This is a genomic window from Streptomyces sp. NPDC026522 (assembly GCF_055567555.1).
In genome coordinates, this window is the sequence record NZ_JBVHQF010000002.1 from 121,867 (window position 1) to 144,202 (window position 22,336).

Sequence of the window (22,336 nt, forward strand, 5' to 3'; positions counted from 1 at the left end):
TTGATCGGCTCTGAACGGGCCCGCCCCCTGCCGGGGCGGGCCCGTTCTGCGTTTTTTCCGCGGTTCTGCGTTTCTGAGAGGATCGGTCACGTGAGTGACGAGGTGGAGCCCGGGCACGTCCGGGTACGGCTGGACCTGAGCTACGACGGCAAGGACTTCTCCGGCTGGGCGAAGCAGCGCACGCTGCGGACCGTGCAGGGAGAGCTGGAGAGCGCCCTGCGGACCGTGCTGCGGCTGGGGGAGCCGGTCGAGCTGACCGTCGCCGGGCGGACCGACGCCGGGGTGCACGCGCGCGGTCAGGTCGCCCAGTTCGACCTGGCCGAGGACGTGTGGGCCGAGCACCAGGACAAGCTGCTGCGCCGCCTCGCGGGGCGGCTGCCGCACGACGTGCGGGTGTGGAAGGCCGAGCGGGCCCCCGAGGGCTTCAACGCGAGGTTCTCGGCCATCTGGCGCCGCTACGCCTACCGGGTGGGCGACCACCAGGCCGGGGTGGACCCGCTGCGCCGCGGGCACGTGCTGTGGCACCAGTGGCCGCTGGACGTGGACGCCATGAACGAGGCCTCCGCCGCGCTGCTCGGCGAGCACGACTTCGCCGCGTACTGCAAGAAGCGCGAGGGCGCCACGACCATCCGTACGCTCCAGCAGCTCGGCTGGGAGCGCGCCGAGGACGGCATCGTCACCGCGACGGTGCGCGCCGACGCCTTCTGCCACAACATGGTCCGCTCGCTGGTGGGCGCGCTGCTGCACGTCGGCGACGGCCACCGGCCGGTCGACTGGCCCGCGGCGGTCCTCAAGGCCGCCGTACGGGACTCCTCGGTGCACGTCGTCAAGCCGCACGGGCTGACGCTGGAGGAGGTCGGCTACCCGGCGGACGAGCTGCTGGCGGCCCGCAGCAAGGAGGCGCGCAACCTGCGCACCCTGCCGGGCGCCGGCTGCTGCTGAGCCGTAACGGGCGCCCGTCGGCTAATCCGTTTGGGCGGATCGGCGCCCGGCCTGGACAATGCGCGGCATGGGACATCTAGAAGCCAGCCACCTGGAGTACTACCTTCCCGACGGGCGGGTGCTGCTCCCCGACGTCTCCTTCCGGGTGGGGGAGGGGTCGGTGGTCGCCCTGGTGGGGGCGAACGGGGCCGGCAAGACCACCTTGCTGAAGCTGGTCTCGGGCGACCTCCAGCCGCACGGCGGCGCGGTCACCGTCAGCGGCGGCCTCGGCGTGATGTCCCAGTTCGTGGGCTCGGTGCGGGACGAGACGACCGTGCGGGACCTGCTGGTATCGGTGGCGCAGCCGCGGATCCGGGAGGCGGCGAAGGCCGTCGACCGGGCCGAGCAGCTGATCCTGACCGTGGACGACGAAGCCGCGCAGATGGCCTACGCGCAGGCGCTGAGCGACTGGGCGGACGTCCAGGGGTACGAGGCGGAGACCCTGTGGGACGTCTGTACGACGGCCGCGCTGGGGGTCCCGTACGACAAGGCGCAGTTCCGCGAGGTGCGCACGCTCTCCGGCGGTGAGCAGAAGCGGCTGGTGCTGGAGGTACTGCTGCGCGGGCCGGACGAGGTGCTGCTGCTCGACGAGCCGGACAACTACCTCGACGTCCCCGGCAAGCGGTGGCTGGAGGAGCAGCTGCGGGCCACCCGCAAGACGGTCCTCTTCGTCAGCCACGACCGGGAGCTGCTCACCCAGGCGGCCGAGAAGATCATCAGCCTGGAGGCGAGCCCGACCGGCTCGGACGTCTGGGTGCACGGCGCCGGTTTCGGCAGCTACCACGAGGCCCGCAAGGAGCGCTTCGCGCGCTTCGAGGAGCTCAAACGGCGCTGGGACGAGGAGCACGCCCGGCTGAAGGCGCTGGTGCTGCGGCTGCGCAACCAGGCCGCTTCCAGCCCAGACATGGCCTCCCGCTACCGGGCGATGCAGACCCGCTTCCAGAAGTTCGAGGAGGCCGGCCCGCCGCCGGAGCCGCCGCGCGAGCAGGACATCCGGATGCGCCTCAAGGGCGGCCGGACCGGCGTGCGCGCGCTGACCGTGGAGAACCTGGAGCTGACCGGGCTGATGAAGCCGTTCTCCCTGGAGGTGTTCTACGGGGAGCGGGTCGCGGTGCTCGGCTCGAACGGTTCCGGCAAGTCGCACTTCCTGCGGTTGCTGGCGGGTGAGGACGTCAAGCACACCGGTACCTGGAAGCTGGGCGCGCGGGTGCTCCCGGGCCACTTCGCGCAGACCCACGCCCACCCGGAGCTGTTCGGCCGCACCCTCGTCGACATCCTGTGGACGGAGGCGGCCAAGCCGCTCGGCGCGGCGATGGGCGCCCTGCGCCGCTACGAGCTGGAGCGCCAGGGCGACCAGCCGTTCGAGAAGCTGTCGGGCGGCCAGCAGGCGCGGTTCCAGATCCTGCTGCTGGAGCTGGCCGGCACCACGGCGCTGCTGCTGGACGAGCCGACGGACAACCTCGACCTGGAGTCGGCGGAGGCCCTCCAGGACGGCCTGGAGGCGTACGACGGCACTGTGCTCTGCGTCACGCACGACCGCTGGTTCGCGCGTACATTTGACCGTTTCTTGGTCTTCGGTTCGGACGGTGTTGTACGGGAGACTCGGGAACCTGTCTGGGACGAACGTAGGGTCGAGCGCGAACGCTAGGGGTAGACGGCCCCCGAGCGGTGATCGGGAGGCGTTGTGCGGCTGCGGCCTGGCACCTTGGTCAGGGGATGGGAAACGGTACGGGACCCCGCGTTCGGGCACCGGCTGGTGGCCTGGCTGCTGCGGCCGGCGTCGGGGCCCTGGCACGGAGTGGCGCTGGCCGTGGTGCTCGGCATCGCGGTCTCCACCAGCCTGCGGGAGAACTGGGGCTCGGACAACGCCTTCGTGGTCAAGGCGGCCGAGACGCTGCTGGCGGGCGGGTCCCCGTACGAGGACAAGCGGTTCCTCTACCTCCCGAGCGCCGTGATCATGGCGGTCCCCGAGGCGCTGCTGCCGCAGCCGGTGCTGCGCTGGGTGCTCCCGCTCGCGATGTCCGCCCTGCTGGCGGTCGGCTGGTGGGCCGCGCTGCGGCTGTTCTCGGTGCCGGCGCGCTCCCGCTTCGCGGTCGGCGGGTTCGCCGCGCTGGCCCTGGCCTACAAGCCGTACGTGAACCTCGTACTGATCGGCAACTGGACCGCCATCTCGGCGGCCGCGCTGCCCCTGGCGGTGCTGCTCGCGCAGCGTCGGTCCTGGACGGCGGCGGGGCTGGTGGTGGGGCTGGCCATCGCCTGCAAACCCATGCTGGTGCCGATCGGGCTGCTCTTCGTACTGGCCCGGCAGTGGCGGGGGCTGGCCGTGGCCGTGCTGGTGCCGCTCGGCGTCTCGCTGCTCGGGGCGCTGATGATGCCTAGCCCGACGCTGTTCGTCACCAAGACGCTGCCGTTCCTGCTCCATGGGCAGGACGCGTACGCGCTGCCCTGGGACGCCTCGCCGATCGCGGTGCTGCCGCGGCTGGGGGTGCCGGAGCCGGTCGCGGTGCTGCTGACGGCGGCGGGGGCGCTGGGCGCGCTGGTCGCGGCGTGGCGGCGGTGGCGGCGTACGGACGGTCCGGGCGACGCGGACGGGGGGGAGCTGCGGCTCGCGGAGACGGCCTGCATGGTGATGCTCGCCGCATTCCTGGTCTCGCGGCCGTCCTTCGACCACTACCTGCTGGTGGTGCTTCCGCTGTTGCTGGCCTCGGCGGTGCGGCCGGGCTCGATGCCCCGCTCGCCCTGGTTCTGGCTGGCCCTGACGCCCCAGGTGGCGCTGGTGCCGTGGCCCTCCGAGCTGGCCCACAAGCGGCGCGCGTTCAAGGACTGCGCCACCCTGTGCGGGCTCGCGATCATGCTGGCGGGTCGAGCGCTGCGCTCCGTACGGGTTACTCTGGATCCAGTAACAACTGCGGGGTCCCCACCCAGGACCGAACCGGAGTGCGCCGCGACGCCAGCAGAATCGGCATCGCGGACCGCGTTTTGACCCGTACGGGTCCTCTTGGGTACTCTGCTGGTTTGTTATGCGTATTGGCTTTCTCATTCTCACGTGAAAGGGCCTTACGCCGGTCCACCGGGCCGATGACCAGCGGTTCACACGGGTTGCGTCCCCGTAGTGGACCAGGGCTGTCGTGATCGTCCGTGGTGACCCTTGTCAGGACCCTTCCCCGTGGGCTCACGCCCTGGGGATGACCCACCACTGAAGAAGCGAAGGCATACGCGTGCGTACGTTCAGCCCCAAGCCCGGCGACATCTCGCGCCAGTGGCTCGTCATCGACGCCCAGGACGTAGTCCTCGGCCGTCTGGCGACCCAGGCCGCTGCCCTCCTGCGGGGCAAGCACAAGCCGACTTACGCCCCCCACATGGACATGGGCGACTTCGTCATCATCGTCAACGCCGACAAGGTTCACCTGTCCGGCAACAAGGCGTCCCAGAAGATGGCGTACCGCCACTCCGGCTTCCCGGGTGGTCTGCGTTCCGTCCGTTACGACGACCTCCTGGCGAACAACCCGGAGAAGGCCGTCGAGAAGGCCGTCAAGGGCATGCTCCCCAAGAACACCCTGGGCCGTCAGATGCTCTCGAAGCTGAAGGTCTACTCGGGCGACCAGCACCCCCACGCTGCCCAGCAGCCGGTGCCGTTCGAGATCACCCAGGTCGCGCAGTAGTTCCGGCCACCCCCTAAGACGTAGAAAATTCTGAGGAGCATCGTGGCCGAGACCACCGCCGAGACGACCCCCGTCGAAGAGTTCGAGGGCAACGTCGAGGAGTACACCAGCGAGTCCGAGGTCGTCGTCGAGGGCGACTACACCTCCGAGTCCCTTGCCGGTCGCTTCGGCGACCCCCAGCCGGCCGCCGGTCTGGGTCGTCGCAAGAACGCCATCGCCCGCGTCCGGATCGTTCCGGGCACCGGCAAGTGGAAGATCAACGGTCGCACCCTTGAGGACTACTTCCCCAACAAGGTGCACCAGCAGGAAGTCAACGAGCCGTTCAAGCTCCTTGAGCTCGACAACCGCTACGACGTCATCGCCCGCATCGCGGGTGGCGGCGTCTCCGGCCAGGCCGGCGCCCTGCGCCTCGGTGTGGCCCGTGCGCTGAACGAGGCGGACGTCGACAACAACCGCCCGGCGCTCAAGAAGGCCGGCTTCCTCTCCCGCGACGACCGTGCGGTCGAGCGCAAGAAGGCCGGTCTCAAGAAGGCCCGTAAGGCTCCGCAGTACAGCAAGCGTTAATCTGCGCCTGCTGTTCTGCAACGAAACCGCCCCGGCAGCACTCTCTGTGCTGCCGGGGCGGTTCGTTTACCGCCACAAGCGGCACATATCTGTCACACAGCGGCACTAAGCGAAGCGTGAACTCGGGAGGACAACAGTGGGACGACTCTTCGGGACGGACGGTGTACGAGGCGTTGCCAACGCGGATCTGACGGCCGAGCTCGCGCTCGGTCTCTCCGTGGCGGCCGCGCACGTACTGGCCGAGGCGGGCACCTTCGCCGGTCACCGGGCCACCGCCGTGGTCGGCCGTGATCCCCGCGCGTCCGGCGAGTTCCTGGAGGCCGCGGTCGTCGCGGGCCTCGCGAGCGCGGGCGTGGACGTCCTGCGCGTCGGTGTGCTGCCCACCCCGGCGGTGGCGTATCTCACCGGTGCGCTGGGCGCCGACCTCGGCGTGATGCTCTCCGCCAGCCACAACGCGATGCCCGACAACGGGATCAAGTTCTTCGCGCGCGGCGGCCACAAGCTCGCCGACGAGCTGGAGGACCGGATCGAGTCCGTCTACGAGGAGCACCGCACCGGCGCCCCCTGGGACCGTCCCACCGGCGCCGGCGTCGGCCGGGTCTCGGACTACGCCGAGGGCTTCGAGAAGTACGTCGCCCACCTGATCGGGGTGCTCCCCAACCGCCTCGAAGGCCTCAAGGTCGTCCTGGACGAGGCCCACGGCGCGGCCGCGTACGTCTCCCCGGAGGCCTTCGCCCGGGCCGGCGCGGAGATCATCACGATCGGCGCCGAGCCCGACGGCCTGAACATCAACGACGGCTGCGGCTCCACCCACCTCGGTCTGCTCAAGCAGGCGGTGGTCGAGCACGGAGCCGACTTCGGCATCGCGCACGACGGTGACGCCGACCGCTGCCTGGCCGTGGACGCCTCCGGCGCGGAGGTGGACGGGGACCAGATCCTCGCGGTGCTGGCGCTGGCCATGCGCGAGGCGGGGCAGCTGCGCGGGAACACCGTGGTCGGCACCGTCATGTCGAACCTGGGCTTCAAGCTGGCCATGGAGGCCGAGGGCATCGAGGTCGTGCAGACCGGTGTCGGCGACCGCTACGTGCTGGAGTCGATGAAGGAGCACGGCTACGCGCTGGGCGGCGAGCAGTCCGGCCACGTGATCATCCTCGACCACGCGACGACCGGTGACGGCACCCTGACCGGGCTGCTGCTGGCGGCCCGGGTCGCGGCCACCGGGCGGTCGCTGGCGGAGCTGGCCGGTGTGATGGAGCGGCTGCCGCAGGTGCTGATCAACGTGCCCGACGTGGACAAGTCGCGCGTCGGGACCTCCGGCGAGCTGGCCGCGGCGGTGGGCGAGGCCGAGCGCGAGCTGGGCGCCACCGGACGGGTGCTGCTGCGTCCCTCCGGTACGGAGCCGCTCGTACGGGTGATGGTGGAGGCCGCCGACATCGAGCAGGCCCGCGCGGTCGCGGGACGCCTGGCGGACGTCGTGAAGTCGGTGCTGGGGTAGGTCCCCGGCGCTGCCTGAGCCCCGCCGCCCCTGCCGGGGGCGGCGGGGCTCAGGCCGTTCCGGGCGGGGTGCGGTTCCAGCGGCCGCGCGCGGTGCGCCACAGCAGCTTCTGCGCGTACAGGGTCAGGGTGCCGGCCAGCATGATCCCGCCCAGGTTCAGCAGCAGCTGCTCCGCCGAGCCCCACATCTGGCCCACCTCGCCGTAGCTGAGGGCCACGGCGGCGTTGGCGGCCGCCGGGACGGTGGTCACCGAGATCGCCACGCCGACCAGCGCGCCCGACTTCGCGGAGGTCAGGGACAGCACGCCGGCCACCCCGGCGAGCAGCGCGACCGTGAAGGAGAACGAGTCCGGCTGCCAGATGAAGCTGGTGTTCGGGCGCGGGTTCTCCAGCATCGAGCGCTGGAACAGGCCCAGCGCGTTCATCGCCAGGCTGAACAGGGTGGTTGCCGCCATCGCGGCGGCGAAACCCGCCAGCAGGGCCACCAGCGAGCGCGCGGCCGCCTTGGGGGCCAGCCGGACCAGGCTGGTGCAGACACCGGCGAGCGGCCCGAACTCGGGGCCGACGGCCATCGCGCCCACGATCAGGATGGCGTTGTCCAGGACCACACCGCAGGCGGCGATCAGCGTCGCGACGATCATGAACGCGGTGTAGGTGACGGTGAGGGTCGACTCCTCCTGGGTCGCCTCGGTCAGCTGCTCCCACAGCACCGCGTCGGCGGCCTCGCCGGGCGCCTCCTCCTCGGCCTCGTCGGCGCTCTCGGAGAGGGTGAGGTCGATGTTCTCGACGGCGATCGAGCCGTCCTTGTCGATGCCCAGCCGGCGCAGCTCGTGCAGCAGCTCGTCGCCCGCCTCGCGGGCGACGTCGCACATCACGACATCACCTGCGGGGACCAGGGCCGCGCCGGTCAGCACCACCAGATGGGTGGTGCCGACGGTCCCTTCGACGAGGCGGAGCACGGCGTGCGTCCGGTCGGGCGGGGTGATCATCCGCAGGTGCAGAATGCCCGAACAGTAGCTTTCAAAGTTTGCGCAGGCTGAGCTTCTGCACCTTGTGGTCCGGGCCCTTGCGCACGACGAGGGTGGCCCGGCCGCGGGTCGGGGCCACGTTCTCGACCAGGTTGGGCCTGTTGATGGTCCGCCACATCGTCTGCGCGTATTCCAGGGCCTCCTCCTCGGAGACCTGCGTGTACTTGCGGAAGTAGGAGAAAGGATTCTGGAAGGCGGTCTCGCGCAGCTTCCGGAACCGGTTCAGGTACCAGCGCTCGATGTCCTCGGGGCGCGCGTCCACGTACACGCTGAAGTCGAAGTAGTCGGCGAGGCCCACCCTGGTCCGGCCGTCCTTGCCGGGCAGGGCCGGCTGGAGGACGTTGAGCCCCTCGACGATGAGGATGTCCGGGCGGCGGACCACGAGCTGCTCGCCGGGGACGATGTCGTAGATCAGGTGGGAGTAGACCGGGGCCGTGACCTCGTCCTTGCCCGCCTTGATGTCGGCGACGAAGCGGGTCAGCGCGCGGCGGTCGTACGACTCGGGGAAGCCCTTGCGGGCGGTCAGGCCGCGGCGCTGGAGTTCCTTCATCGGGTACAGGAAGCCGTCGGTGGTGACCCGCTCGACGCGTGGGTGCTCCGGCCAGCGGGCGAGCAGGGCCTGGAGCAGCCGGGCCACGGTGGACTTGCCGACGGCGACGGAGCCGGCGACCCCTATGACGAACGGGGTCCCCTGCTGGGCGCCGTGGCCGTTGCCGGCATCGCCGAGGAAGGTGTTGAGGGTGCCGCGGAGGTTGCTGGTGGCGCCGACGTAGAGGTTCAGCAGACGGGAGAGCGGGAGGTAGACGTCGCGGACCTCGTCGAGGTCGATGACGTCGCCCAGGCCGCGGAGCTGTTCGACCTCGTCGGCGGTGAGCGGGAGGGGGGTCCGTTCGCGCAGGGCGCTCCACTCGGCCCGGGTGAGGTCGACGTAGGGCGAGGGCTCGGGGGGCCGGCGGTGGCCGGCGCGCTCCGTTGCGCGGTCCGGCGTGCTTCGTGGCGGCGAAGTGATCACAGAGCCATTGTCGGGGGTCGCGCTCGCTTGTGGGTGGTGTGGTCGGTCACGTGGCCGAGCGGGCCGGGGAGGGCCGGGCCGGGCGGCGCCGTGGCCGGATACCGATCGGAGTCTCGTGTCGGTCTCGCGCCGATCACGATTGGCGACGGTGTGTGAAAACCGGATCGTCCGAGCGGGCTTCCCCCCGTACATTGCTGATCGCCGCAGCTCCGGCGCGCGCCCCCGACCGAGGGCGCTGCGCGGGGCCGCCTTGGGTGTTTCTTGTTCCGGGGGAGATCTTTCGTGCGTACCGTGTCCGTCCGTCGTGCTGTCCTGACCGCTTCGGCGGTGTCCCTGAGCCTGCTGGTCACCGCTTGCGGGTCGGGCCGGGCGGGTGCCGCGAAGGCCGACTTCAAGGCCGGCTCCCAGCCGTCGGCCGCCGCTTCGGGCGAGGCCGCGGCGGGCCCCAGGGGGAAGACCGCGGCCGAGCTGGGCACGCTGCTGGTCACCCAGGCGGACCTGCCGGACCACCGGCTGGAGCCGGTGCAGGACAGCGCGGCGCAGAACGACCCGATCGAGACCGACAAGGCTGCCTGCAAGCCGCTGGCCCAGGCCGAGAGCATGCAGCCGATCGGCCCGTCCGCGGGAGTCGCTCGGGTCGTCGCCAGCGGGAAGCCCCGGCCGGCGGGCGAGGGCGCCGGGGCGGCGGAGAAGCTGGACGCGGCCATGGGCGCCCTCAAGGTGACGGCCACGTCGATCGCGCTGGTGTCCTACGACGGCAAGGGCGCCGAGCAGGCCTTCGCCGCCGTCAAGGACGGGGTCGGGGCCTGCGCGGGCGGCTACTCGGTGGCGCAGGCGGGGGAGAAGACGGACATCGAGAGCGTCAGGGCCGACACGGCGCTCTCCGGCGGCGACGAGGTGGCCTCCTTCGTCACCGTGATGGACCTGGGGGACGGCGACAAGAACGTGACCCGCGTGGTCGTCCTGCGCAAGGGCAACACCCTCGCGATGTTCACCGCGCTGAGCCTGAGCGGCGAGGCCGAGCAGCCGAAGGCCGTCGTGGACGCGCAGACGAAGAAGCTGTGACCGGCTGACCTTCCCTCAGAACGGCGTCAACCCCGCTCCGGCACATTCGCCGGGGCGGGGTTTTCGTCCGGTTCACGTACCCGGCAGGAGGCCGGCCACGGCGTACCCTGCGCCCTATGTGCGGAATTGTGGGTTACGTGGGAGCGCAGTCGGCGCTCGATGTGGTCATCGCCGGACTCAAGCGGCTGGAGTACCGCGGCTACGACTCGGCCGGGGTGGCCGTGCTCGCGGACGGGGGACTGGACGCGGTCAAGAAGGCCGGCAAGCTGGTCAACCTGGAGAAGGAACTGGTCGGGCACCCGCTGCCGGCCGGCTCCACGGGCCTGGGGCACACCCGGTGGGCGACCCACGGCGGACCCACCGACGTCAACGCCCATCCGCACCTCGACAATTCGGGGCGCGTGGCGGTCGTGCACAACGGGATCATCGAGAACTTCGCCGCGCTGCGCACCGAGCTGGCCGAGCGCGGGCACAAGCTGGAGTCCGAGACGGACACCGAGGTCGTGGCGCACCTGCTCGCCGAGCAGTTCGACGCCGGGTCAGGGGACCTGGCGGAGGCCATGCGACGGGTCTGCCGGCGGCTGGAGGGTGCGTTCACGCTGGTCGCGGTGCACGCCGACGCGCCGGACGTGGTGGTCGGGGCGCGCCGGAACTCCCCCCTGGTGGTGGGCGTTGGAGAGGGTGAGAACTTCCTCGCCTCGGACGTGGCCGCGTTCATCGCCCACACCCGGTCCGCGATCGAGCTGGGGCAGGACCAGGTCGTCGAGCTCCGCCGCGAAGGGGTCTCGGTGACCAACTTCGACGGTTCGGCCGCGACGGTGCGGGCGTACCACGTGGACTGGGACGCCTCGGCGGCCGAGAAGGGGGGTTATGACTACTTCATGCTCAAGGAGATCGCCGAGCAGCCGAAGGCTGTCGCCGACACCCTCCTGGGCAGGATCGACGCGAGCGGCCTGCTGACCCTGGACGAGGTGCGCATCCCCGCCTCCGTGCTCCGCGAGGTCGACAAGGTCGTGATCGTGGCGTGCGGTACGGCGTACCACGCGGGCATGATCGCGAAGCTGGCCATCGAGCACTGGACCCGCATCCCGTGCGAGACGGAACTGGCCAGCGAGTTCCGCTACCGCGACCCGATCCTGGACCAGCGGACGCTGGTGATCGCGATCTCGCAGTCCGGCGAGACCATGGACACCCTGATGGCGCTGCGGCACGCGCGCGAGCAGGGCGCCAAGGTGCTGGCCGTCTGCAATACGAACGGGTCGACGATCCCCCGCGAATCGGACGCCGTGCTGTACACGCACGCCGGCCCCGAGGTGGCCGTCGCCTCGACCAAGGCGTTCCTGACGCAGCTGGTGGCCTGTTATCTGGTCGCGCTGTACCTCGGGCAGGTGCGGGGTACCAAGTGGGGCGACGAGATCCGCGCGGTGATCCGGGAGCTGTCGGACATCGCCGCGGCCGTGGACCGGGTGCTGGAGACGATGGAGCCGGTACGGGCGCTGGCGCGTTCGCTGGCCGACAAGAACACCGTGCTGTTCCTCGGCCGCCACGTCGGGTACCCGGTGGCGCTGGAGGGCGCGCTCAAGCTCAAAGAGCTGGCGTACATGCACGCGGAGGGCTTCGCGGCGGGCGAGCTCAAGCACGGGCCGATCGCGCTGATCGAGGAGGACCTGCCGGTGGTGGTCGTGGTGCCGTCGCCGCGCGGGCGTTCGGTGCTGCACGACAAGATCGTGTCGAACATCCAGGAGATCCGGGCCCGCGGGGCGCGCACGATCGTGATCGCGGAGGAGGGGGACGAGGCGGTGGTCCCGTACGCGGACCACCTGATCCGCATCCCGGCCACGCCGACGCTGCTCCAGCCGCTGGTGGCGGCGGTGCCGTTGCAGGTGTTCGCCTGCGAGCTGGCGACCGCGCGGGGGAACGAGGTGGACCAGCCGCGTAACCTCGCCAAATCGGTCACGGTCGAATAGGGGCATGGTGTTGTGATTATCGGTGTGGGCATTGACGTTGCCGAGATCGAGCGGTTCGGCGCCGCCCTGGAGCGGACGCCGCACCTGGCGCAACGGCTCTTCGTCGACTCCGAGTTGACCCTGCCGAGCGGCGAGCGGCGCGGAACCGCCTCGCTCGCCGCCCGGTTCGCGGCCAAGGAGGCACTCGCCAAGGCGCTCGGCGCGCCCGGCGGGATGCTGTGGACCGACGCCGAGGTGTACGTCGAGGAGACCGGACAGCCGCGGGTACGGGTGTCCGGGACGGTGGAGGCGCGGGCGCTGGCGCTCGGCGTGAAGTCGTGGCACGTCTCGCTCAGCCACGACGCGGGCGTGGCCTCCGCCGTGGTCATCGCCGAGGGGTAGACCACCTCTCGGCACTCGCGGCCGTCCCGGTGGTCCGGGCGGCCTTTTCGGGCAGGGTGGTGGCATGCGTACTGCTTACAGCGTGGAGACCGTACGGGCCGCCGAGCGCGAGCTGATGGCGCGGCTGCCGGAGGGCGCCCTGATGCGGCGGGCGGCGGCCGGGCTGGCCGCCGTGTGCGCCGGGCTGCTGCGAAGGGTGTACGGGGCGCGGATCGTGCTGCTGGTCGGCCCGGGGGACAACGGCGGCGACGCCCTGTACGCGGGCGCGCGGCTGGCCCGGCGCGGCGCGGGGGTGACGGCCGTACCGATGGACCCCGGGCGGATCCACCCGGGCGGGCTGGCGGCCCTGCTGGCCGCGGGCGGCCGGGTGGCCCCGGCCGTGCCCGGGCGGGCGGACCTGGTGGTGGACGGACTGCTCGGCATCGGCGGCCGCGGCGGACTGCGCCCGGCGGCCGCGGCGCTGGTGGAGCGGATCCCGCCGGGCGCGGTGGTGGTGGCCGCGGACCTGCCGAGCGGGGTGGACGCCGACACGGGCGAGGTGGCGGGAGCGGCGGTACGGGCCGACGTCACGGTGACGTTCGGGGCGTACAAGCCGGGGCTGCTGATCGACCCGGGCGCCGCACGGGCCGGGGCGCTACGGCTGGTGGACATCGGGCTCGCCCTCCCGGCGCCGGACGCACAGGCGTTGCAGCACGCCGACGTGGCGGGACTGCTGCCGGAGCCGGGCGCGGCCAGCGACAAGTACCGCCGGGGCGTGGTCGGCATCGTCGCCGGGTCGGCCCGCTACCCGGGAGCGGCGGTGCTGGCCGTCGCGGGCGCGCTGCGCGGCGGCGCGGGCGCGGTGCGGTACGTGGGCCCGGCGGCGGTCGGGGAGGCGGTGCTGGCCAGGTACCCGGAGACGCTGATCGGGCGGGGCCGGGTACAGGCCTGGGTGATCGGGCCGGGGCTGGGGGACGAGCGGGGCGCGGAGGTCCTGGCGGACCCGGTGCCGGTGCTGGTGGACGCCGACGGGCTGCGCGGGCTGGACCCCGCGGCGCTGCGGGCCCGGACGGCGCCGACGCTGCTGACCCCGCACGCGGGCGAGGCGGCGGCGCTGCTGGGGGTCCGGCGGGAGGAGGTCGAGGCCGGCCGGCTGGCCGCGGTACGCGCGCTGGCGCAGCGGTACGGGGCGACGGTGCTGCTCAAGGGCTCGACGACGCTGGTCTGCGACGGCGGGGTGGTCCGGGTCAATACGACCGGGACCCCGTGGCTGGCCACCGCCGGCAGCGGCGACGTGCTGTCCGGGCTGGCGGGCTCCCTGCTGGCGGCGGGACTGTCCGCGCCGGACGCCGCTTCGGTGGCGGCGTACCTGCACGGCCTGGCCGCGCGCCGCACCGCCGCGGGCGCCCCGCTGCTGGCCCACGAGGTCGCCGAAGCCCTCCCGGGCGCCTGGCGCGACGTCCGCACCCCCTGACCGCCCCGCCCGCGGCACGGCCCGCGAGGGGGTGGTGGCGGTTCTGAGAGACTGTGCCCGATGAACGAGACACCGACGCGCGCGTACGCCGAGATCGACCTAGCCGCCGTGCGGTCCAACGTGCGCGCACTGCGCGAGCGGGCGCCCCGGGCCGAGCTCATGGCCGTCGTCAAGTCGGACGCCTACGGGCACGGGGCGGTCCCCTGTGCCCGCGCCGCCCTGGACGCCGGTGCGACCTGGCTCGGCACCGCGACCCCCGAGGAGGCGCTCGCGCTGCGCGCCGCCGGGATCGGCGCCCGGATCATGTGCTGGCTGTGGACGCCGGGCGGCCCCTGGCGGGAGGCCGTCGAGGCCGATCTGGACGTGTCCGTCAGCGGGATGTGGGCCCTGGACGAGGTCCGGGCCGCCGCCCGCGCGGCCGGGCGGGTCGCCCGCGTCCAGCTCAAGGCCGACACCGGCCTCGGCCGGGGCGGCTGCCAGCCCGCCGACTGGGCGGAACTGGTGGGCGCCGCGGTCGCCGCGCAGGCCGAGGGGACCGTCCGCGTCACCGGCGTGTGGTCGCACTTCGCCTGCGCCGACGAGCCCGGGCACCCCTCCATCGCCCTCCAGCTCACCGCCTTCCGCGAGATGCTCGGCTACGCCGAGAAGGAGGGCGTCGAGCCCGAGGTCCGGCACATCGCCAACTCGCCCGCCACGCTCACCCTCCCGGAGAGCCACTTCGACCTCGTGCGCTGCGGCCTGGCCGTCTACGGCGTCTCGCCCGCGCCCGAGCTGGGCACGCCCGAACAGCTCGGCCTGCGCCCCGCGATGACCCTCCGGGCCTCCGTCGCGCTGGTCAAGACCGTGCCCGCCGGCCACGGAGTCAGCTACGGCCACCACTACGTGACGGAACGTGAGACCCGGCTGGCGCTCATCCCCGTCGGGTACGCGGACGGCGTCCCGCGCCACGCCTCCGGAACCGGTCCGGTCCTCGTCGGCGGTGCGGTGCGGCGGATCGCGGGCCGGGTCGCCATGGACCAGTTCGTGGTCGACATCGACGGCGCGGACGTGCGCGCCGGGGATCCGGCGATCCTCTTCGGGCCGGGCGACCTGGGCGAACCCACCGCCGAGGACTGGGCTCAAGCGGCGGGCACCATCGCGTATGAGATCGTCACCCGTATCGGGGGCCGCGTGCCCAGGGTGTACCGCAACGGCTGAGCACGGCCGGGTGAGGACGGCGACCGCGTGAGCGAGAACTGGCGCAAGGCCGGCTGGGCCGGCGCGGCCATCGGCGTGATAGCCGCCGGCGCGGCCGCCGGCGTCGCCGTCGAGCGGATCACCGTGGGCCGCGGCATCCGCCGCAAGGCACGGCTCGCCCTCGACGCCGCCGGGGACTACGGGTCCCTGCGCGGAACGGAGGGCGTCTGCCGGGCCGAGGACGGCACCGAGCTGTACTACGAGGTCGACGAACTGCCCGAGGAACCGGCCCGGCGCGGCCGGCTGCGGCGCAAGAAGCCCCCCGCCGCGACCGTCGTCTTCTGCCACGGCTACTGCCTCGGCCAGGACTCCTGGCACTTCCAGCGCGCCGCCCTGCGCGGCGTCGTCCGTTCCGTCTACTGGGACCAGCGCAGCCACGGCCGCAGCATGCGCGGCCTCGCCCAGGCCGACGGCGAACCGGTCACCATCGAGCTGCTCGGCCGCGACCTCAAGGCGGTGATCGACGCCACCGCCCCCGAGGGCCCGCTGGTGCTGGTCGGCCACTCCATGGGCGGGATGACCATCATGGCGCTGGCCGAGCAGTTCCCGGAACTGGTACGGGAGCGCGTGCTCGGGGTGGCCCTGGTCGGCACCTCCAGCGGGCGCCTGGACGAGGTCACGTACGGCCTCCCGGCCGTCGGGATGGGCGCCGTGCGCCGACTCCTCCCCGGGGTGCTCAGGGTGCTCGGCTCGCAGGTGGAACTCGTCGAGCGGGGCCGCCGGGCCACCGCCGACCTCTTCGCGGGCATGATCAAGCAGTACTCGTTCGGCTCCAGGGAAGTCGACCCGGGCGTCGCCCGCTTCGCCGAGCGGCTGATCGAGGCGACCCCCATCGACGTGGTCGCCGAGTTCTACCCGGCCTTCCAGGTCCACGACAAGAGCGCCGCGCTCCAGCGGTTCACGGACATCCCGGTCACCGTCATCGCGGGGGACCACGACATGATCACGCCGCCCGAGCACAGCGCCGCCATCAAGGACGTACTGCCGGCCGCCGAGCTGACGGTCCTGGAGAACACCGGGCACCTGATGATGCTGGAGCGCCCCGACGCGGTGACCGCGCTGCTGACCGGCCTGCTGGCGCGCACCGGCGCCGTGCCGGCGGCGGAGGCCGGGGACGCGCCCGGCGCGGTATCCGCCGGGGGGTCCGGAGCGACTAACGTTGGCGCGCATGGAAGAAGTACCGCGAGAAGCGCCGCGCAGCCCGGCTCCTGAGGCCGCCGCGCCCGGGGCGGCCGAAGGCGCCGTCGCCGAGACCCTGATCACCGTCGACTCGCCCGACTCCATGCGCGAGCTGGGCCGTCGGATCGCCGGCCTGCTGCGGCCCGGCGACCTCGTCCTGCTGACCGGCGAGCTCGGCGCGGGCAAGACCACCCTGACGCGCGGCCTCGGCGAGGGCCTCGGCGTGCGCGGGGCCGTCACCTCCCCGACCTTCGTGATCGCCCGCGTGCACCCGCCGCTGGCCGACGGGCCGGCGCTGGTGCACGTGGACGCGTACCGGCTCGGCGGCGGCCTGGAGGAGATGGAGGACCTGGACCTCGACGTCTCGCTGCCCGAGTCCGTGGTCGTCGTCGAGTGGGGCGACGGCAAGGTGGAGGAACTCTCCGACGACCGGCTGCACGTGGTGATCGCGCGGGCGGTCGGCCACGAGGAGGTCCTCGACGACGTGCGGGAGGTCTCGGTGCGCGGGATCGGCGCGCGCTGGACCGGGCATCCGACGGGCCTGGCCGGGCTGGCGGAGCGGGTCGCGCGGTAGCGGGGCGGCGCCCCGGGCCGAAACGTCCCGACACCGCGTCGGGAAAACGTTGCGCGAGTGCCGATGCTCGTGGTGACATGGTACCGAGCGCTGGTTAGGTGTACCTAAGTACGGCGCCCCGGGCCGGTCCAGGAGGCAGCCATGTCGGCAGCAGGAGCAGCACGCGCAGCAGCGGGAGCAGGGCGGGCGCACGGCGCGGACGTGTCCATGGGGGCGCTGCTCGCCTCCTGCGCGGCCGCCACCGCCGTGTCCACGCCGCCCGCGCGCATCCCCGTACGGCCGCTGTCGGAGGACGGGGCCCGCGACGCGGAACAGGCCGCTCCGGAGTCCGAAGCGGCCTGAGGTCCGTACGGCATACCCCGTACGGGTGAAGTGGGTGGCGGGTCAGGGGAGGACGACGACCTTCGTGTTGATCGTCGCGAAGGCCCACAGCGCGTCGCCGTCGGCCCGCGACATCCGGATGCCGCCGGTCTTCTTCGTCTGGTCCGGCTCCGGCACCGAGCCGTCCACGCGCGCACTGAAGCCGATCGCGATGCCGTCGGTGGTGGCGAACCGTACGACGTGCTCGATCGGCACCCCGTCCGAGCCGGTGACCGTGCCCGAGCGCGAGGCGACCGGGTAGCTGCCCGGCACCGGGTGGACCGTGCTCGGCATGACCGCGAAGGACTTCACCGGCTGCCCGTCCTCGCCGACCAGCCACACCCGCTTGCCGGACACCGAGTACACGACGCGCACCCCGGTCCCGGAGTCGGCCGGCACCGCGGCCGGGTCCTGCTTGGCGGGGGCCGGGGCGGGCGCGGGGGCCTGCGGAGCCGCCTTCGCGGGGCGCGCGGGCGCCGTGGCCGAGGCCTGGTAGCCGAGGAAACCGACGGCGGCCAGTGCCGCGACGGTGAGCCCGGCCACGATTCCCGAGCTGCTGCGTGCCACCTTGCTCCGCCTTTCCGCGGTCTCCCCGCGTCTTCTTCGTGCTCTTCTTCGGCTCTTCGTGTCCGCTTCGCGCGCCCGCGCGATGCCTGCCGGGGCGCTGGAACGCCCGGTCGAGTACCGCACTGACCGCCTCGGTCGAAAGGTAGCAGCCGGCCCGGCCCGCGACCGGCCGCAAGGGCCGGGGCCCAAGGAGTCGTAGGCTGTTCGCGTGCTCTTGCTCGCTGTAGATACCGCCACGCCCGCCGTCACCGTCGCCCTGCACGACGGCGAGTCAGTCCTCGCCGAGTCGAACCAGGTCGACGCCCGCCGTCACGGGGAGCTGCTGCTGCCCTCCGTCGACAAGGTGCTCGCCGAGGCCGGGCTCAAGCTCGAAGCCGTCACCGGCATCGTCGTCGGCGTCGGACCCGGCCCCTACACCGGGCTGCGCGTCGGCCTCGTCACCGCCGCCACCTTCGCCGCCGTCCTCGGCGTCCCGGTGCACGGCCTGTGCACCCTGGACGGCCTGGCCCACGCGGCCGGCGCCGCCGGGATCGAGGGCCCCTTCACCGTGGCCACCGACGCCCGGCGCAAGGAGGTCTACTGGGCCCGGTACGAGGACCCGCGCACCCGCGTCGGGGATCCCGCCGTGGACCGCCCCGCCGACATCGCCGACCGGGTCGCCGGGATGCCCGCGGTCGGGCAGGGCGCACTGCTGTACCCGGAGGTCTTCACGGACGCCCGGCCGCCCGAGCACCAGAGCGCCGGCGCCCTCGCCGCCCTGGCGGCGGAACGGCTCGTGGCCGGGACCCCCTTCGAGAACGCCGACGGCCTGCCTCCGGCGCCGCTGTACCTGCGCCGGCCCGACGCCCAGGTGCCCAAGAACTACAAGGTGGTCACCCCGCAGTGACCGCGGTACTGCGCGAGATGCGCTGGTGGGACATCGGGCCCGTGCTGGAACTGGAACACGAGCTGTTCCCCGATGACGCCTGGTCCGCCGGCATGTTCTGGTCGGAGCTCGCCCACGCACGCGGTCCGCACGCCACCCGCCGTTACGTCGTCGCCGAGATCCCTCCCGACGGCGGCTCCGCCCCGGGCGGCGGTCGCATCGTCGGCTACGCCGGGCTGGCCGCCGCCGGGGAGCTGGGCGACGTACAGACCATCGCCGCGGCCCGCGACCAGTGGGGCACCGGCCTCGGCGCCCGGCTGCTGGAGGACCTGCTGCGCGCCGCGACCGCCTTCGAGTGCGCCGAGGTGCTGCTGGAGGTGCGGGTGGACAACACCCGCGCGCAGAAGCTCTACGAGCGCTTCGGTTTCGAGCCGATCGGCTTCCGGCGCGGCTACTACCAGCCCGGCAACGTCGACGCGCTCGTGATGCGCCTTTCCGATCCCGCTAGCTCCGTAACCGTAGACGGACCCGTACAAGGTGAGACCCATGGCTGACGAACCGCTCGTCCTCGGCATCGAGACCTCCTGCGACGAGACCGGCGTCGGCGTCGTCCGCGGCACCACCCTGCTGGCCGACGCGATCGCCTCCAGCGTCGACGAGCACGCCCGCTTCGGCGGGGTCGTGCCCGAGGTGGCCTCACGCGCCCACCTGGAGGCCATGGTCCCGACCATCGACCGCGCCCTCAAGGAAGCCGGCGTCAGCGCCCGCGACCTCGACGGCATCGCCGTCACCGCGGGCCCGGGCCTCGCGGGGGCGCTGCTGGTGGGCGTCTCGGCGGCCAAGGCGTACGCGTACGCGCTGGGCAAGCCGCTGTACGGGGTCAACCACCTGGCCTCGCACATCTGCGTGGACCAGCTGGAGCACGGGCCGCTGCCGGAGCCGACCATGGCGCTGCTGGTGTCGGGCGGGCACTCCTCGCTGCTCCTGGCACCGGACATCACCAGCGACGTGCGGCCGCTCGGCGCGACCATCGACGACGCGGCCGGCGAGGCCTTCGACAAGATCGCCCGGGTGCTCCAGCTGGGCTTCCCCGGCGGTCCGGTCATCGACCGGCTCGCGCGGGAGGGCGACCCGAAGGCGATCAACTTCCCCCGCGGGCTGACCGGGCCGCGCGACGCGGCGTACGACTTCTCCTTCTCCGGCCTCAAGACGGCGGTGGCCCGCTGGATCGAGGCGAAGCGGAACGCGGGCGAGGAGGTGCCGGTGCGGGACGTGGCGGCGTCCTTCCAGGAGGCCGTGGTGGACGTGCTGACCCGCAAGGCGATCCGCGCCTGCAAGGACGAGGGCGTCGACCACCTGATGATCGGCGGCGGTGTCGCGGCCAACTCCCGGCTGCGGGCGCTGGCCCAGGAGCGGTGCGACGACGCCGGGATCGTCCTGCGCGTGCCGCGGCCCAAGCTGTGCACGGACAACGGCGCGATGGTGGCCGCACTGGGCGCCGAGATGGTCAAGCGGAACCGTCCGGCCTCGGACTGGGACCTGTCGGCGGACTCCTCGCTGCCGGTGACGGACCCGCACGTACCGGGGACGCAGGACCACGGCCACGGCCACGGCCACGGCCACGGGCACGGGCATGACCACGACCACGTGCACGAGCTGAGCAAGGACAACCTGTACTCATGAGCACGGTCGCGCTGATGTGGGAGGCCCGGGCGGTGCCCGGCCGCGGCAACGAGCTGCTGGAGTGGGCCCGTTCCCAGGTCCTGGCCCGGGAGCCGGTGCGCCGCGAGGTGCTGCGGGCCCCGCAGGACCGGGTGCTGGTGGTCACCTGGTGGGAGGCCGCCGAGGGCGTGGCGGCGGAGCTGCCGGAGCTTCCCGAGCCGGCCGACGACCTGATCACGCGGGCGGTGCACCGCTGGCGGTTCGAGTCGGTGGAGGTCGCCGGCGGCTGGGCGCCGGTCGAGTGACTCTCCATCAGGTCCCGCTATGGTCATGTCCATGTCCCGTCGTGACCTGCCGCCTCCGCCGCCGCCCGCGCACCTGCGGGAGTGGCTGGACGAGTCCGCCGTCCGCGCCGACCGCGCGCGCTTCCTCCGGGAACTGGGCCGGCGCAGCCTCGGCCCGGGCCGGCTGCTGCTGCTCTGGGCGGTGGCGGCCGTCTTCGCGCTCGGCTGGACCTTCATCGGCATGGCCCTGATGTCCTTCGAGAGCCACGAGCCGCTCTCGTACGCCTTCGGGCTCCTCTTCGGTGCGCTCGGCACGGGCGTGCTGGTCCCCGCCGGGATCTGGTTCGCCAAGGGCGCCGAACGGGACCGGCAGATGCGGCACCTGCTCTGCGCGTGGGCCGACTGCGACCGGGATCCGGCCGCGGACGCCCAGGTGCGCGCGCCCCTGCGGAGCCTGACCTGGCTGCTCGCCTCCTTCGCGCTCGGCGCGCTCGGGCTCTGGGTGACCTTCGGGACGGCGGCGGGGGCCCGGCCGGGCGAGGTGACGTACGGCGAGGTCACGTACTTCATGGGCCTCGGCCTGATCCTGTGGATCACCGGCCTGCTCGGCCTCGGCAAGGCCGGCGCGCACTACCGCTGGGCCCTGCGCTCCTTCGGCGGCGGCCGCGAGGTGTCGGGCTAGGCGGTGCCCGGCCGGGGCATCAGGATCGGGCCGCCGGTGCCGCCGGAGCCGTCAGCGTCCCGCTACCGGCGCCCCGATCAGCATCGAGGGAGCGCCGTCGACGCGGGTCAGGATCACGGTCGCCGAGTGCGGCCCCTGCGGCTTGACCTTCCTGCGCAGTTCCTCCGGCTCGATCGCCGAGCCGCGCTTCTTCACCGTCAGGATGCCGACGCCGCGCTCGCGCAGCAGGGCCTTGAGCTTCTTCAGGCCGAACGGCAGCACGTCGGTGATCTCGTACGCGGTCGCGTACGGGGTCGCGCGCAGCTCATCGGCGGTGATGTAGGCGATGGTCGGGTCGATCAGCCGGCCGCCCAGCTGCTCGGCGACCTCCGCGACCAGATGGGCGCGGATCACGGCGCCGTCGGGCTCGTAGAGGTAGCGGCCCACCGGCCCCGCCTCGGGGTCGGGCAGCGGGTCGGCGGTGCGCAGCGCGCGCGGCCCGGGCAGCAGGGTGGCCCGTACGCTGCCGGGCTCGGTCCCGAACCACAGCACGGCTTCCTTCACGTCCCCCTGGTCGGAGATCCACTCGGCCTCGGCCTCCGCCGGGACGGCCTCGTGCGGAATCCCGGGGGCGATCTTGATCGCGGCGTACGGGGCGCTGCGCGCGGCGGCGACGGCCCAGGACAGCGGCGGGGAGTAGCTCTCGGGGTCGAAGATCCGGCCCCGGCCGCCGCGCCGGGCCGGGTCGATGAAGACGGCGTCGTAGCCGGCGGTGTCGACGGCGGTCACGTCCGCCTCCCGGACCTCGACCAGGTCCGCCAGCCCCAGCGCCTCGGCGTTGGCCCGGGCCACGGCGACGGTCAGCGGGTCGTGGTCCACCGCCAGCACCCGGATCCCCAGCCGGGCCAGGGCCAGGGCGTCCCCGCCGATGCCGCAGCACAGGTCGGCGACGCTGCGCACGCCGAGGGCCGCGAGCCGGCCGGCCCGGTAGGCCGCCACCGAGGCGCGGGTGGCCATCTCGCCGCCGCCGGGGGTGAAGTACATCCGGAAGGCGTCCTCGGCCCCGAACTTCGCCACCGCCCGCTGGCGCAGCCGGGCCTGCCCGAGCGCGGCGGACACCAGGGCGGCGGGGTGCTCGCGGCGCAGCCGGGTGGCCACGGCCAGCTCCTGGGCGGGGTCGTAGTCGCGGAGCGAGTCGAGGAGGGCGCGCCCCTCGGGGGTGAGGAGGGCGGCGAAGTCTTCGGGGGTCACGGGGTCCATTGTCGGCCAGTGTGGGCCAGTCGGTGGAAGGTCGCGGTCCGCTCGCGGTGTCTGCCGGGGCCCGGGGGAGTGTCCTGGGAG

Annotated in this window: 23 protein-coding genes; 19 read left to right on the forward strand and 4 right to left on the reverse strand. The window is 73.1% G+C overall.

Annotation, left to right across the window (positions count from 1 at the left end):
* Positions 1 to 90 precede the first annotated feature (90 nt).
* The 6 genes from truA (at position 91) to glmM (ending at position 6,702) form a co-directional block, all read left to right on the forward strand.
* Positions 91 to 942: a tRNA pseudouridine(38-40) synthase TruA gene (gene truA, locus ACZ4M3_RS05085; protein ID WP_467730267.1), complete on the forward strand. Its 852-nt coding sequence runs from the start codon at positions 91 to 93 to the stop codon at positions 940 to 942.
* Positions 943 to 1,009: 67 nt separating this feature from the next.
* Positions 1,010 to 2,629: an ABC-F family ATP-binding cassette domain-containing protein gene (locus ACZ4M3_RS05090; protein WP_467730268.1), complete on the forward strand. Its 1,620-nt coding sequence runs from the start codon at positions 1,010 to 1,012 to the stop codon at positions 2,627 to 2,629.
* A 57-nt stretch (positions 2,630 to 2,686) separates the two neighbouring features.
* Positions 2,687 to 3,964 carry a glycosyltransferase family 87 protein gene (locus ACZ4M3_RS05095; protein WP_467730269.1) on the forward strand — a complete coding sequence of 426 codons (1,278 nt, stop codon included), beginning with the start codon at positions 2,687 to 2,689 and terminating at the stop codon, positions 3,962 to 3,964.
* Between the two features lie 235 nt (positions 3,965 to 4,199).
* Positions 4,200 to 4,643, forward strand: a complete 444-nt coding sequence (gene rplM / locus ACZ4M3_RS05100) for a 50S ribosomal protein L13 (protein ID WP_136213237.1) — start codon at positions 4,200 to 4,202, stop codon at positions 4,641 to 4,643.
* 42 nt (positions 4,644 to 4,685) lie between these two features.
* On the forward strand, positions 4,686 to 5,207 hold the full coding sequence (gene rpsI / locus ACZ4M3_RS05105; protein ID WP_361312420.1) for a 30S ribosomal protein S9: 522 nt from the start codon (positions 4,686 to 4,688) through the stop codon (positions 5,205 to 5,207).
* 136 nt (positions 5,208 to 5,343) lie between these two features.
* Positions 5,344 to 6,702, forward strand: a complete 1,359-nt coding sequence (gene glmM, locus ACZ4M3_RS05110; RefSeq protein ID WP_467730270.1) for a phosphoglucosamine mutase — start codon at positions 5,344 to 5,346, stop codon at positions 6,700 to 6,702.
* 49 nt (positions 6,703 to 6,751) lie between these two features.
* On the opposite strand, the gene ACZ4M3_RS05115 is transcribed toward glmM, so the two are convergent.
* Both ACZ4M3_RS05115 and coaA read right to left on the reverse strand, forming a co-directional pair.
* Positions 6,752 to 7,705, reverse strand: coding sequence for a DUF389 domain-containing protein (locus tag ACZ4M3_RS05115; RefSeq protein ID WP_467730800.1), 954 nt, complete (start codon positions 7,703 to 7,705; stop codon positions 6,752 to 6,754).
* A 16-nt stretch (positions 7,706 to 7,721) separates the two neighbouring features.
* Positions 7,722 to 8,741, reverse strand: a complete 1,020-nt coding sequence (coaA, locus tag ACZ4M3_RS05120) for a type I pantothenate kinase (RefSeq protein WP_467730271.1) — start codon at positions 8,739 to 8,741, stop codon at positions 7,722 to 7,724.
* Positions 8,742 to 9,023: 282 nt separating this feature from the next.
* On the opposite strand from coaA, the gene ACZ4M3_RS05125 reads away from it, so the two are divergent.
* The 8 genes from ACZ4M3_RS05125 to ACZ4M3_RS05160 all read left to right on the forward strand — a co-directional run bounded on the left by ACZ4M3_RS05125 (position 9,024) and on the right by ACZ4M3_RS05160 (position 16,938).
* Positions 9,024 to 9,806, forward strand: a complete 783-nt coding sequence (locus tag ACZ4M3_RS05125) for a hypothetical protein (protein ID WP_467730272.1) — start codon at positions 9,024 to 9,026, stop codon at positions 9,804 to 9,806.
* 116 nt (positions 9,807 to 9,922) lie between these two features.
* Positions 9,923 to 11,773, forward strand: coding sequence for a glutamine--fructose-6-phosphate transaminase (isomerizing) (glmS, locus tag ACZ4M3_RS05130; protein WP_467730273.1), 1,851 nt, complete (start codon positions 9,923 to 9,925; stop codon positions 11,771 to 11,773).
* A 12-nt stretch (positions 11,774 to 11,785) separates the two neighbouring features.
* Positions 11,786 to 12,154, forward strand: a complete 369-nt coding sequence (locus tag ACZ4M3_RS05135) for a holo-ACP synthase (RefSeq protein ID WP_467730274.1) — start codon at positions 11,786 to 11,788, stop codon at positions 12,152 to 12,154.
* A gap of 64 nt (positions 12,155 to 12,218) precedes the next feature.
* Positions 12,219 to 13,607, forward strand: a complete 1,389-nt coding sequence (locus ACZ4M3_RS05140) for an NAD(P)H-hydrate dehydratase (protein ID WP_467730275.1) — start codon at positions 12,219 to 12,221, stop codon at positions 13,605 to 13,607.
* A gap of 60 nt (positions 13,608 to 13,667) precedes the next feature.
* Positions 13,668 to 14,804: an alanine racemase gene (gene alr / locus ACZ4M3_RS05145; protein ID WP_467730276.1), complete on the forward strand. Its 1,137-nt coding sequence runs from the start codon at positions 13,668 to 13,670 to the stop codon at positions 14,802 to 14,804.
* A 27-nt stretch (positions 14,805 to 14,831) separates the two neighbouring features.
* Positions 14,832 to 16,055 (forward strand): alpha/beta fold hydrolase, encoded by a 1,224-nt coding sequence (locus ACZ4M3_RS05150; RefSeq protein ID WP_467730277.1) that lies wholly within the window; start codon positions 14,832 to 14,834, stop codon positions 16,053 to 16,055.
* The gene (gene tsaE / locus ACZ4M3_RS05155) at positions 16,012 to 16,596 is read left to right on the forward strand and encodes a tRNA (adenosine(37)-N6)-threonylcarbamoyltransferase complex ATPase subunit type 1 TsaE (RefSeq protein ID WP_467730278.1); all 585 of its coding nucleotides are present in this window, start codon (positions 16,012 to 16,014) and stop codon (positions 16,594 to 16,596) included. Before ACZ4M3_RS05150 ends, tsaE begins: the two co-directional genes overlap by 44 nt.
* Before the next feature lie 141 nt (positions 16,597 to 16,737).
* Entirely contained in the window at positions 16,738 to 16,938 is a 201-nt protein-coding gene (locus ACZ4M3_RS05160) for a hypothetical protein (protein ID WP_467730279.1), read from the forward strand.
* A gap of 42 nt (positions 16,939 to 16,980) precedes the next feature.
* Here the strand turns inward: ACZ4M3_RS05160 and ACZ4M3_RS05165 are convergent, their stop codons facing one another.
* Positions 16,981 to 17,523, reverse strand: a complete 543-nt coding sequence (locus ACZ4M3_RS05165) for a hypothetical protein (protein ID WP_467730280.1) — start codon at positions 17,521 to 17,523, stop codon at positions 16,981 to 16,983.
* 208 nt (positions 17,524 to 17,731) lie between these two features.
* On the opposite strand from ACZ4M3_RS05165, the gene tsaB reads away from it, so the two are divergent.
* From tsaB to ACZ4M3_RS05190, 5 genes are read left to right on the forward strand one after another with little or no spacing between them, the layout of a single operon-like run.
* A complete protein-coding gene (tsaB, locus tag ACZ4M3_RS05170; RefSeq protein WP_467730281.1) occupies positions 17,732 to 18,409 on the forward strand; it encodes a tRNA (adenosine(37)-N6)-threonylcarbamoyltransferase complex dimerization subunit type 1 TsaB in 678 nt (225 codons plus the stop codon).
* Between the two features lie 17 nt (positions 18,410 to 18,426).
* On the forward strand, positions 18,427 to 18,942 hold the full coding sequence (rimI, locus tag ACZ4M3_RS05175; protein ID WP_467730801.1) for a ribosomal protein S18-alanine N-acetyltransferase: 516 nt from the start codon (positions 18,427 to 18,429) through the stop codon (positions 18,940 to 18,942).
* Positions 18,935 to 20,071 carry a tRNA (adenosine(37)-N6)-threonylcarbamoyltransferase complex transferase subunit TsaD gene (tsaD, locus tag ACZ4M3_RS05180; RefSeq protein ID WP_467730282.1) on the forward strand — a complete coding sequence of 379 codons (1,137 nt, stop codon included), beginning with the start codon at positions 18,935 to 18,937 and terminating at the stop codon, positions 20,069 to 20,071. Before rimI ends, tsaD begins: the two co-directional genes overlap by 8 nt.
* On the forward strand, positions 20,068 to 20,355 hold the full coding sequence (locus ACZ4M3_RS05185; RefSeq protein ID WP_467730283.1) for a hypothetical protein: 288 nt from the start codon (positions 20,068 to 20,070) through the stop codon (positions 20,353 to 20,355). Before tsaD ends, ACZ4M3_RS05185 begins: the two co-directional genes overlap by 4 nt.
* Positions 20,356 to 20,386: 31 nt before the next feature.
* Positions 20,387 to 21,016, forward strand: a complete 630-nt coding sequence (locus ACZ4M3_RS05190) for a hypothetical protein (RefSeq protein ID WP_467730284.1) — start codon at positions 20,387 to 20,389, stop codon at positions 21,014 to 21,016.
* Between the two features lie 51 nt (positions 21,017 to 21,067).
* Here the strand turns inward: ACZ4M3_RS05190 and ACZ4M3_RS05195 are convergent, their stop codons facing one another.
* Positions 21,068 to 22,255, reverse strand: a complete 1,188-nt coding sequence (locus tag ACZ4M3_RS05195; RefSeq protein ID WP_467730285.1) for a class I SAM-dependent methyltransferase — start codon at positions 22,253 to 22,255, stop codon at positions 21,068 to 21,070.
* Between the last annotated feature and the right edge of the window lie 81 nt (positions 22,256 to 22,336).